At 74.4% G+C, this 10,707-nt stretch carries 9 protein-coding genes and 1 pseudogene; 4 read left to right on the top strand and 6 right to left on the bottom strand.

The window, feature by feature from the left end:
• Positions 1-186 precede the first annotated feature (186 nt).
• Entirely contained in the window at positions 187-783 is a 597-nt protein-coding gene (locus LW587_RS22905) for a superoxide dismutase family protein (RefSeq protein WP_232631893.1), read from the bottom strand.
• A 243-nt stretch (positions 784-1,026) separates the two neighbouring features.
• Between LW587_RS22905 and LW587_RS22900 the strand changes: the two genes are divergently transcribed.
• Together LW587_RS22900 and LW587_RS22895 are read left to right on the top strand one after the other, a co-directional pair.
• The gene (locus LW587_RS22900; RefSeq protein ID WP_232631891.1) at positions 1,027-1,779 is read left to right on the top strand and encodes a TlyA family RNA methyltransferase; all 753 of its coding nucleotides are present in this window, start codon (positions 1,027-1,029) and stop codon (positions 1,777-1,779) included.
• Complete coding sequence (locus tag LW587_RS22895; RefSeq protein ID WP_232631890.1) at positions 1,772-3,043, top strand: class I SAM-dependent RNA methyltransferase; 1,272 nt, start codon at positions 1,772-1,774, stop codon at positions 3,041-3,043. Before LW587_RS22900 ends, LW587_RS22895 begins: the two co-directional genes overlap by 8 nt.
• 70 nt (positions 3,044-3,113) lie before the next feature.
• On the opposite strand, the gene LW587_RS22890 is transcribed toward LW587_RS22895, so the two are convergent.
• Complete coding sequence (locus LW587_RS22890; RefSeq protein ID WP_232631889.1) at positions 3,114-4,394, bottom strand: glycosyltransferase family 61 protein; 1,281 nt, start codon at positions 4,392-4,394, stop codon at positions 3,114-3,116.
• Between the two features lie 247 nt (positions 4,395-4,641).
• Between LW587_RS22890 and bioB the strand changes: the two genes are divergently transcribed.
• Positions 4,642-5,682: a biotin synthase BioB gene (bioB, locus tag LW587_RS22885; protein ID WP_232631888.1), complete on the top strand. Its 1,041-nt coding sequence runs from the start codon at positions 4,642-4,644 to the stop codon at positions 5,680-5,682.
• Positions 5,683-5,762: 80 nt separating this feature from the next.
• On the opposite strand, the gene LW587_RS22880 is transcribed toward bioB, so the two are convergent.
• The 4 genes from LW587_RS22880 to mnmA all read right to left on the bottom strand — a co-directional run bounded on the left by LW587_RS22880 (position 5,763) and on the right by mnmA (position 10,167).
• On the bottom strand, positions 5,763-7,313 hold the full coding sequence (locus tag LW587_RS22880; RefSeq protein ID WP_442919192.1) for a sensor histidine kinase: 1,551 nt from the start codon (positions 7,311-7,313) through the stop codon (positions 5,763-5,765).
• 110 nt (positions 7,314-7,423) lie between these two features.
• Positions 7,424-8,215, bottom strand: a complete 792-nt coding sequence (locus LW587_RS22875) for a TVP38/TMEM64 family protein (protein WP_232631887.1) — start codon at positions 8,213-8,215, stop codon at positions 7,424-7,426.
• Positions 8,216-8,234: 19 nt separating this feature from the next.
• Positions 8,235-8,891 carry a class I SAM-dependent methyltransferase gene (locus tag LW587_RS22870; RefSeq protein WP_232631886.1) on the bottom strand — a complete coding sequence of 219 codons (657 nt, stop codon included), beginning with the start codon at positions 8,889-8,891 and terminating at the stop codon, positions 8,235-8,237.
• A gap of 118 nt (positions 8,892-9,009) precedes the next feature.
• Positions 9,010-10,167 carry a tRNA 2-thiouridine(34) synthase MnmA gene (gene mnmA / locus LW587_RS22865; RefSeq protein ID WP_232631885.1) on the bottom strand — a complete coding sequence of 386 codons (1,158 nt, stop codon included), beginning with the start codon at positions 10,165-10,167 and terminating at the stop codon, positions 9,010-9,012.
• Positions 10,168-10,439: 272 nt separating this feature from the next.
• On the opposite strand from mnmA, the pseudogene LW587_RS22860 reads away from it, so the two are divergent.
• A pseudogene (locus tag LW587_RS22860) lies at positions 10,440-10,707 on the top strand (hypothetical protein); the annotation flags it as partial.

The raw sequence follows: 10,707 nt of genomic DNA, 5'->3' as shown, positions 1-10,707 counted from the left end.
CGGACCTCTACCAGGACCACGACAAGCCGGAGATCATGTACGCCCAGGCCGGCCTCGACGCCGAGGGCATCCTCAAGGCCGTCCGCGGTGCGCTGCCGCCGGCGGCGGCCCGTGAGGGCAGCGTCGTCAACCTGAAGCGCTGACATCCGACCCTCTCCCGCCGAGGGGAGAGGGCCGGGCGGGGCCCTACTTGATCGCCGCGCAGCCGATCCGCGGGCCAGCGCCGCCGATCGGCTGGCTGGTGTGGTCGTCCTCGTTGGCGTGGATGATGAGGGCCGAGCCGTCGCCGTCGCGCAGGCCGCCCTCCCCGGTCAGCGGCGTCTCGCTGGAGACCTCCGCATTCACCGAGCCGTCGGCGTTGGCGTAGACGTTGGGCAGGTCGCCCTCGTCCGGCCCGTCGGGGTTGAGCAGGCCGTGCTTGCTCTGGTCATGGTTCACGTGGGCCTTCGACTTCTCGAACTTCTCCGTGTCCGAGCAGTCGCCGACGGCGTGGAAATGGATGCCGTGCCAGCCCGGGGGCAGGCCGCCGGCCTGAATCATCACCCGCATCACCAGGGAATTGGCCCCGTCGCGGATCATGATCTTGCCGATGGTCTCGCCCTTGCCGTTGGTGATCGCGCTCTCGTAGGTCTGCGGGGCGGAGGCCTCCTCCTTGGGAGCGTCCTTGGCGGCGTCCTTGGGCGCTTCCTTGGGCGCCTGCGCGAGTGCGGGCGTGGCCAGCAGCGCGAGCACGGCCGCGGCCAGCGGGACGCGTCGGTGGGCAGGCGTCGTAGCCCCTCTCATCATGGCACCTCTCATGGGCTGTTCGTCTCCCTCTGCCGGTCCGCCGGACCCGGCGGCCCGCACCGGGCGGATCGCTTGAGGCCCGGCCGGATCCGGATTATCCGGCCCCGTCGCGGGCAGACGCGCCGCGCGGTCACCGTGCCAAGGTAAGGCGCCGCGGCGCCGCGCGACAGGGGCGCCGGACACGGCGACCGTCACGGTGCCATCACGAAGCGGCGGATGGGCCACGGGAGAATCCCCACGATGACGGGCGAGCGTCTGCGCGCCGACCGGGTGCTGGTCGAGCAGGGCCATTTCCGTAGCCGGGCCCAGGCGCGGGCGGCGATCGAGGCGGGCCTCGTCACCGCCGACGGGCAGCCGGTGACCCGCGCCTCCGCCCCGATCCAAGAGGGCGCCCGGATCGAGGCCTCCGCCCCCCATCCCTACGTCTCCCGCGGCGGGCTCAAGCTCGCGGCCGGGCTCGACGCCTTCGGCCTCGATCCGGCGGGCCTGCCCTGCCTCGATGTCGGCGCCTCGACCGGCGGCTTCACCGACGTGCTGCTGCGCCGGGGCGCGGCCCATGTCCACGCGGTCGATGTCGGCCGCGACCAGTTCGACGGAGGGCTGCGCGCCGATCCGCGGGTGAGTCTCCGCGAGGGCACCGACATCCGCACGCTGGCCCCCGGCGCCCTCGCGCCGCCGCCGCGGCTCGCCGCCATCGACGTGAGCTTCATCGGCCTGCGCCTCGTCCTGCCGGCGGTGGCGGGGCTGCTCGCCCCCCAGGCCGCCCTCGTCGCGCTGATCAAGCCGCAATTCGAGGCCGGGCGCGGGCGGGTCGGGCGCGGCGGCATCGTCCGGGACGAGGCGGTCCATGCCGAGGTCTGCGAGGCGGTGGCCTCCGCCCTGACCGACCTCGGTTTCGTCATCCACGGCCCGGTCCCCTCGCCCATCGCGGGCGGCGACGGAAACCGCGAGTTCCTGATCGGCGCGCGGCGCGGTATCGAGAGCGATGTCTGACCTGATCGAGACCCTGACGATCGCCCGGCTCGGCGCCCGTGGCGACGGCCTTACCGAGGACGGCCTGGCGGTGCCGGGTGCGCTGCCCGGGGAGCGGGTGCAGGTGCGCCACGAGGGGCGTCACGGCGCCCTCCTCTCCGTGGAGACGCCCTCGCCCGAGCGGATCGCCCCGTTCTGCCCGTATTTCGCCCGCTGCGGCGGCTGCGTCGTGCAGCACCTCGCCCCGGACCCCTATGCGGAATGGAAGCGCGGCCTCGTCGCCGGGGCGCTGGCGCAGGCCCGGATCGAGACGGAGCTGGCGCCGCTCCTCGACGCCCGGGGCGAGGGGCGGCGCCGCATCACCCTGCATGTGCGGGAGGACGAGGGCCGGGCCCGGGCCGGGCTGATGGCCGCGCGCAGCCACGCGCTGGTCCCCCTCGATCATTGCCCGATCACGGTGCCGGCCCTGCACCGGGCCCCGGCGGTCGCCGAGGCGCTGGCCGCCCCCCTCGGCCACGGCCGCAAGCCCCTCGACGTCGCCGTGACGGCGACCGAGGCCGGCCTCGACATCGACATCCGCGGCCACGGGGCCGCGAGCGAGGGCGTGCGCGGCGTCCTCACCCGGCTCGCGGCCGAACTCGATCTCGCCCGGCTGTCGCTCCACGGCGACGTCGTGGTCGAGCGCCGCCCGCCCTATGTCGGCGCCGGCCCCGCCCGGCGGGTGCCGCCCCCCGGCGGCTTCCTCCAGGCGACGGAGGCCGGCGAGGCGGCGCTCTCCGCCCTCGTGCTGGAGGCGATGGCGCGGGCCAAGCCCGCCGTGAAGCAGGTGGCGGATCTCTTCTGCGGCAGCGGCCCCTTCGCCCTGGCGCTCGCCGCTTCCGGCCGGGAGGTTGTCGCGGCCGAGGGCGAGGCCGCGTCGGTCACCGCCCTCACCCGCGCCTACCGGGCCGGCGCCGGCCTGTCGCGGATCGCCGCCGAGGCCCGCGACCTGTTCCGTCGCCCCCTGCTCGGGCCGGAGCTCGACCGCCTCGACGCGGTGACCTTCGACCCGCCCCGGGCCGGGGCCGAGGCGCAGGCGCGCCGGCTCGCCGAATCGAAGGTGCCCCTCGTGGTGGCCGTGGCCTGCGATCCCGGCACCTTCGCCCGCGATGCGGGCATCCTGATCGCGGGGGGCTACGACCTGGAGCGGGTCACCCCCGTCGACCAGTTCGCGTGGTCGAGCCATGTCGAGCTCGTCGGCGTGTTCCGGAAGGCGGCGCGCCGGCCCCTGCGGCGCCTGCGCTGAACCGCCTCGCCTTGCATCCCCGCCCCGTCGGCGCGCCCGCGCCGGCGGACGACCCGCCGTCGCGGGGGGCTCAGAGCCCGGACGCCGCCAGCGCCGCCGCGAGGTCGTCGACCGCGACCGTGAAGTCCTGCAGGTCCTCCGGCCCATCAGAGGCGTGCCGGGGCCCGAACACCGCGCCGTATCCGTGGCCGCAGGCGGTGGCGACCTCCCAGTAGAACGGGTCCTCCCAGCCCTCCGGGACGAGGTAGACCAGCGGGGTGCCGGGGGCGCAGAAGACCGTGTTGGCCATGGCCGCCCCGGCGATCCCGACCACGAACTCGGCCTGCCCGAACCGGATCGCCTGCTGGCGGACGCTCACCACCTCCGGGTCGAACGCCTCGAAGCCGTGCGACGCCAGGAGGGCCATCACCTCGGCCCGGTTGGCGAGCATCCGGCCCCGCCCCGGATGCCGGTCGACGAACAGGCGCCGCCCGCCGCGGCCCCCCTGCCCGATCCGCCGGGCCCGGTCGAGCCAGCGCGGCAGCAGCATCCGCCGCCGCACCCGGCGGCCGAGGTAGCGGATCGCCTCCGGTGACTTGCGATCGATCGGCAGGCTCGAGGGACTCGGGTGATGGAGCCGTGCGAAGCGGTAGGTCCGGGACGGGTCGAGGAACCGCACCGTGACGCCGCGCAGGTCGCCGAGGACCAGCGTGACCGAGCCCCGCCGCGCCGCGTCGACATGCGGGACATAGGCCATGAGCAGCACCGTGATCGGCACATCGGGATGGCGCGCCCGCAGCATCGCCACCGCACGCAGGCGCGGCAGGTCGTCGATCAGCCAGTGCCCGTAATTGAACGAGCCCGCCGAGTTGATCAGGACGGCGAAGCCCTCCTCGGGCACCGCCTCGTCGACGGCCTCGAAATCCGGGCCCGGTCCGGCGACGACGTGGCGGTCCTGCGGGCGGTAGGTCTCGAACAGCACCCGGGGCTCGCCGTCCTCGACGACGTACAGGGCGTTGCCGGCGAGCCGGACGTCGCGGGATTCGAGGAGCAGCGTCGGCGGCACCGGCGGGCGGCGGGCCGAGAGCCGCGCCCCCTGCCCGGCCCGGAACGCGGCGGTGCCGCCGTAGAGCCGGGGATGGCCGGGATCGGCGGCGGGATGCCCCGGAAACACCTCGCCGAGCACGCGGGTGTGGCGGCTCACCCGGTCGGACAGGGCCGCGAGCAGCGCCGGCTCGCCCGGGAAGCCGCCCTGCCCGTAGAGCCGTTCGGCCTCGCAGGACAGGAGGAGGTTGTCGGCGATGCGCCGCGCATGGGCGGCCCGCCGGCCGGCATCGTCCGGGCCGGCCTGATCCTGATCGGTGTCGTGCAAGCCGCCTCCAACGCGGAAAGGGCGACGACGCCGTCCCGGCCGCCCTGGATCGGCCGCCACGTCCGGGGCGCCCGTCGCGGAACCGTAAGGGGGCGGGAGCGCCCTGTCACGCCACCCCACCGGCCCCGCGCGGCCGCGAGGGGCCGCCCTCGTTCCCCGGGCGGAACCGGGCCGTGATGCAGCGGGTCGGCATCGCGGGCGAATGGCCAGGCTTGATTTTTCCCCCGCCTTCGCTGTCAAAGAGAGCATGAGCGATCCCGTGGTTTCCCTCGCCGCCGTCTCCGCGCCTTCGGTTCCGGACCGGCACGATATCCGCCAAGATATTCGGCATGACTGGACCCTGGCCGAGATCCAGGCGATCCACGACATGCCGCTGCTCGATCTCGTGCATCGGGCCGGCCTCGTGCATCGGGCCCACAACGACCCCGCCGACATCCAGCGGGCCGCGCTCCTGTCGATCAAGACCGGCGGATGCCCCGAGGATTGCGCCTATTGCCCGCAATCGGCCCACCACAAGGGCGCCGGCCTGCCCCGCGAGCGGCTGATGCCGGTCGAGGCCGTCCTGAAGGAGGCGGCGGCGGCCAAGGCCAACGGCGCGCACCGGTTCTGCATGGGCGCGGCGTGGCGCAAGCCCAAGGACGGCCCGGATTTCGACGCGGTGCTGGAGATGGTGCGCGGCGTGCGCGGGCTCGGCATGGAGGCCTGCGTGACCCTCGGCATGCTGACCCAGAGCCAGGCGCAGCGCCTCGCGGAGGCCGGGCTCACCTCCTACAATCACAACCTCGACACCGGCCCGGACTTCTACGGCGACATCATCTCGACCCGCACCTACGACGACCGGCTCCAGACCCTGGAGCATGTGCGCGAGGCCGGCATCGGCGTCTGCTGCGGCGGCATCGTCGGCATGGGCGAGCGGGTGCGCGACCGGGCCGAGATGCTGCTCGTGCTCGCCAACCACGCCCCGCATCCCGAGAGCGTGCCGATCAACGCGCTGGTGGCCGTCGAGGGCACGCCGCTTCAGGACCGCCCGCCGATCGATCCCCTCGACCTCGTCCGGATGTGCGCCACCGCCCGCATCGTCATGCCCAAGGCGCGCGTGCGCCTCAGCGCCGGCCGCAAGAGCCTGACCCGCGAGGCGCAGATCCTCTGCTTCCTGGCCGGGGCCAACTCGATCTTCTACGGCGAGCGCCTGCTCACCACCGCCAACAACGAGGCCGATGCCGATGTCGCGCTTCTGCGCGACATCGGCGTGCCGGTGCCGGCGATGACGCTGGCGGCGGCGGAGTAAGCCAAGCCGAGCCCCTCGATTCGGGCTTGCCGATTCGGGCTTGCCGATTCGGACCTGCCGATCCGGGCGTTCCGGCGGCCTTACGCCGCCTTCGCCTGCGCCGCCCGATCGGGGATCGTGATGCGGAAGCAGGCGCCGGATTCGGTGGTGTCGAGGGCGAGCGTGCCGCCGTTGAGCCGCACCAGTTCGGAAGCGATGGCGAGGCCGAGACCGGTGCCGCCGGCCCGGGTCGAGCCCTGGAAGGCGGAGAACAGGTTGGCCTTGGCCCGCTCGGGGACGCCGGGGCCGTCGTCGATCACGCAGATCGTGACCCGGCCCGCGCCGCGCGGGCCCTCGCGGAACCCGTCGATCCACACTTGGCCGCCCTGGCTCCGCCCCGCGGCATGGGCCTGGACGGAATTGCGCACGAGGTTGGTCAAGGCCCGCAGGAGCTGCTCCGGATCGGCGTCGATCTCGAGGTCGTCCGGGGCCCGCACCCGCACCCGCACGCCGGCGGCGGGCATCAGGTCGCCGAGATCGGTCAGCTCGTCGAGGAGCGGGCCCAGCGCCACCAGCCGGCGCTGAGCGTGGGGCTCGGTGGCGCGGCCGTAGGCGAGGGTCGCCTCGCAGAAGCGGATCGCCCGGTCGAGGGTCGCCACGAGGCGCGGGGCGACGCGCTGCACCAGCGGGTCGGCGACCGTCTCGAAGCGGTCGCCGAGGAGCTGGGCGGTGGTGAGCAGGTTGCGCAGCTCGTGATTGATCTTGCTCACCGAGAGCCCGAGCTCGGCCAGCCGCCGCTTCTGGCGCAGCTCGCCGCCGAGCGCGACCTCCATCCGGGCGAGGGCGGTCTCGGCCTGCCCGATCTCGTCGGTGCGCCGCGAGCGGGCGGCGGGTCGGTCGGGCCGCTCGGGGTCGTCGGCGAAGGCGGCGATGTTGCGGGCGAGGCGCAGGACGGGCCGCACGATGACCCGCTGAAGCACGAAGAACACGAGGCCGGCGGCGAGCGCCGCGATGACGAGGCAGGCGGCCAGCAGGCGCACCGCGAAGGCGATGAGCTTGGCCTGCAGGGGCGTCTCGTCGAGCAGGACCTCGACGGTCTCGACGCCGCCCTGGCCGCCTCCGACCGCGCGGATCGGCTCCTGGGCCGGGAACAGCAGCGTGCGGAAGGCGCCGCGGACGGCGCCGCCCCAGTTCGGCCCGCGCAGGTCCACGGTCTCGGCGACGCTCTCGGGCATCGGATCGACCGAGAGGAGCCGCCACGATTCCCCGTCGCGCACCACGAGGGCCCGGGCGCGCAGCTCCGTCAGCAGGCGCCGGGCGAGGTCGTCGGAGACCTTGCCGTCGGGGGCGGCCCGCAGCACCAGGGCGGCGACCTGCGCCGCCGCGACCCGGTCGGAGAGCCGCGACAGGCGATAGGTCGCCACGAGGGGCACGAAGACGAGGATCTCGGCCAGCACCACGAAGGCGACGGTGAGCAGGAACAGCCGTCCGGACAGGCCGAGCCGGGGGCGGAAGCGGGAGGGCTTCGCCGCTGCCGTCCCGGCCGCTGCCGGGCAGAGTTTGGGGAGCGCGGCCGAAGCCGCACACTCCTGCTGATCCGCCTGCGCCGGCTTGAAGTCCTGGCGCGGGAGCGGAAAGCGGGGCCGTCTCAAGCGTCACCCGTCGTTGTGACTTCCGATCCGAGCGGCGCCTCCCGCCTCGGGACGTCGCCCGGGCATGTCACGGGTTGGGGGCCCGTGCGCCACTCGCTTGTGCACAAACCTTATGCGCGGAGCGCCCGCCGCTCAACCCGTCTACGCAGATAAACCGACAGGCCCGCGAGGCCCGCGAGGCCCGCCAGCGCCGCGATCATGGTCGGGCTGACCAGCCCGCGCAGGTCGAGGCCGACGGCGCAGTCGCTGCCGCCCGCCTCGAGGCAGGCGATGCGGGTCGCGTCGCGGGCGGCCATCAGGTCCTCCAGGCCCGCGCCGAGGCCCGCATAGACGAAGGCGCCCGGCGCCAGCCCGAGCACGGTCGCCACGGCGAAGCTGCGCAGCGTGACGCCGAAGGCGGCGGGGGCGAGGTTGGTGATCCAGAAGGGGAAGATCGGCAGGAGCCGCAGGATCAGCACGTAGCCGAACCCGTCGCGGCGGAACCCGTCCGCGAAGCGTCCCAGGCGGGGACCGGCCTTGCGCCGGATCAGGTCGCCCGCGGCGAACCGGCCGATCGAGAACACGAGGAGCGCGCCCGTCGTCGCCGAGCCGATGGCGATCAGCGCCCCCGTCACGGTGCCGAACAGCAGGCCGGACAGGGCCGTGAGCACGAGGGTCACGGCAGGCAGCGAGACCACCACGCCGCAGACGAAGACGAGGGCGGTCAGCCCGATCGCCCGGGTTCGATCCGCGGCGACGGCCTCCTGCAGCCAGGCCCGGCTCGCCGCGATCTGGTCGAGGTCAAGCAGGCGCGACCCGCCCGACATCGCCACGCCCAGGGAAATGGCCAGCAGCAGGACGAGCGGGAGCCCGCGCAGCCAGAGGCGGCGCGGGCCGGGCGGAGGGGCGTCAGCGTCGCTCATCCGGCCTCTCTCGCCCCCCTCAGGCGGGTTTGCGCATCCGCAGGATCTTGAAGAAGCCGCCGGGGAAGGTCGGGGCGAGGCCGAGCACCTCGACGCCGTGGGCCCGGGCCCAGGCCTCGATCCGGGTCGCCTTGAAGTCCGAGGACCAGCCGATCTTGGTGCAGAGCGGCGCCACGATCTCCTCGACCCGGGCGACGGGCCCGTTCGACTGGCCGAAATGGTTGGCGAGGACGATGCCCCCGCCGGGGCGCACCACCCGCAGGAACTCGGAGAGCGCGGCCTCCGGGTTCGGCACCAGGGTGATGAGGAACTGCGCCACCACCGCGTCGAAGCTCGCATCCGCGTAACCGAGGCGGCACACGTCCATGACCTGGAGGCCGCGGACATGGGAGAGGCCCCGGCGGGCCACCTTGGCGCGGGCGCGCCGGAGCATGTCCTCGGAGAGATCGACGCCGCAGACGACGCTGTCGCGGGGATAATAGCCCAGCGACAGGCCGGTGCCGACACCGGCCTCCAGCACCCGCGGCCCGTGGGCGACCGCCGCCTGCACGGCGGCGCGGGCGGCGGGCTCGGTCAGCTTGTCGTAGACCACGTCGTAGACCGGCGCCCAGCGGGCATAGGCCTTGCGCATCAGATCGGTGGTCGGCCCGGCCTCGGGGGCCCGCTCGCTCAGCATCTCGTCCGTGACCCTCTGTCGAAGTCGTTCTGCCGTCCCCGGACCGGGCGGAGGCCGGGATGCGAACGACAGACGTGTCGGAAAACCGGCCTGCGACGGGCGGCGCGCGCGGCTCCCATCAGGCTGCCTCGGCCGCCCCCGCCTGCAACGCACCGATCCGGCGGATGGTGCCGCCGCCGAGCACCCGCGCCCGCGGGCCGTCATCGGCGTAGATCACGCAGGCCTGGCCCGGCGAGACGCCGTCCTCGGGCGCGGCGAGCTCCACCTCGGCGCAGGACTCCGCCGCGTTCCAGCTGAGCCGGGCGGGGCGCGGCTCGCGGGTCGATCGGACGCGCACGGCGACGGGCAGGCCGGACACCGCCTCGGGCGCGCCCTCGCCGAGCCAGTTGAGGCCGGAGAGGCGGATGCGCCGGGTCGCCAGCGCCGCGCGGGGGCCGACCACCACCCGGGCGGTCTCGGGCTCCAGCCGCACCACGTAGAGCGGTTCGCCGACCGAGAGCTTCAGCCCCCGGCGCTGGCCGACAGTGTAGTGGACGATGCCCTGATGCTCGCCGAGCTGGCGGCCTTCGAGATCGACGATGGCGCCCGGGCGGGTCGCCTCGGGCCGCAGCCGCGCGATCACGTCGGCATAGCCGCCCTGGGGCACGAAGCAGATGTCCTGGCTGTCGGCCTTGTCGGCCACCGCCAGCCCCAGATCCCGGGCGAGGGCCCGGGTCTCGTCCTTGGGGCGCTCGCCGAGCGGGAAGCGCAGGAAGGCGAGCTGCTCGGGCGTCGTGGCGTAGAGGAAGTAGCTCTGGTCGCGGGCCGGATCGAGGGCGCGGTAGAGGGCGCGCCCGCCCTCCGGCCGGGGCCGGCTCGCCACGTAATGGCCGGTGGCGAGCGCCTCGGCGCCGAGGTCGCGGGCCATCCCGAGGAGATCGCGGAACTTGACCGAGCGGTTGCACTCGACGCACGGGATCGGCGTCTCGCCCGACAGGTAGCTCTCGGCGAAGCGGTCGATCACCGACGCGCGGAAGCGGTCCTCGTAATCGAGGACGTAGTGCGGGATCCCCAGCGTCTCGGCGACCGCCCGGGCATCGTGGATGTCGCGGCCGGCGCAGCAGGCGCCCTTGCGATGGGTCGCCGCGCCGTGGTCGTAGAGCTGGAGCGTGACGCCGACGACGTCGTAGCCCTCGCGCTTCAGGAGGCCGGCCACCACGGAGGAATCGACGCCGCCGGACATGGCGACGACGACGCGCGTCTCGTGCGGAGGCTTCGGGAGATCGAGCGAGTTCATGGCCGTGATGGGGCCCGGAGGGCCTGCGGGATCGCGGGCGGGCGGGGGCCCGGCGCGCGCGTGTTCCGGGTCTATAGCGATGCCGGACGCGACTTTCCAGGGAGAGCAGGGCGCCCGGCCCCGGCAAAACCTGCCGGCCGGTCGGCAGATCCGGCCGGGCCGGGCCGGGAGGTGGGCGCGTCTCCGGAAAATTCATGAGCTTTCGCAGTGGTCTGGTTCTGCCCAAGGTTGGCGCGCGGCTTGCGGCGGCTCCGTCCGGAATGGGGATGGGCATGACGGTCGCGGGCACGGACAGGTTGGAGGGGGCGACACGGCTCACCGCCCGGACCGTTGCCGCGTCGGCGCCGGGCCTGCCGGCCGGCGAGCGCTTCCGCTTGGCCGAGGCTGGCCCGGAGGCCGGGCCGGCGACGGGTCGTGCCGTCGCCGCAGGGCCGGGCCGGGGATCCTCTGGCACGCCCGGCTGGAACGCGGCGACCCTGGCGGGCGCCTTCGCCGTCACGGACGGGACCGCCCCGCCCCCGGGCGGCGACACCGTGACCG

Origin of the sequence: Methylobacterium sp. Leaf118, from assembly GCF_920984675.1 — a bacterium.
In the GTDB taxonomy this organism is placed as follows: Bacteria; Pseudomonadota; Alphaproteobacteria; order Rhizobiales; family Beijerinckiaceae; genus Methylobacterium.
The sequence above is the reverse complement of the archived record's forward strand: the minus strand, read 5'-3'. Positions and strand labels throughout refer to the sequence as shown.

Bases quoted from the DNA above. Each gene is read 5' to 3' on its own strand.
- LW587_RS22905 (WP_232631893.1), bottom strand. From the start codon at position 783: ATGAGAGGGGCTACGACGCCTGCCCACCGACGCGTCCCGCTGGCCGCG.
- LW587_RS22900 (WP_232631891.1), top strand. From the start codon at position 1,027: ATGACGGGCGAGCGTCTGCGCGCCGACCGGGTGCTGGTCGAGCAGGGC.
- LW587_RS22895 (WP_232631890.1), top strand. From the start codon at position 1,772: ATGTCTGACCTGATCGAGACCCTGACGATCGCCCGGCTCGGCGCCCGT.
- bioB (WP_232631888.1), top strand. From the start codon at position 4,642: ATGAGCGATCCCGTGGTTTCCCTCGCCGCCGTCTCCGCGCCTTCGGTT.
- LW587_RS22875 (WP_232631887.1), bottom strand. From the start codon at position 8,215: ATGAGCGACGCTGACGCCCCTCCGCCCGGCCCGCGCCGCCTCTGGCTG.
- LW587_RS22870 (WP_232631886.1), bottom strand. From the start codon at position 8,891: ATGCTGAGCGAGCGGGCCCCCGAGGCCGGGCCGACCACCGATCTGATG.
- mnmA (WP_232631885.1), bottom strand. From the start codon at position 10,167: ATGAACTCGCTCGATCTCCCGAAGCCTCCGCACGAGACGCGCGTCGTC.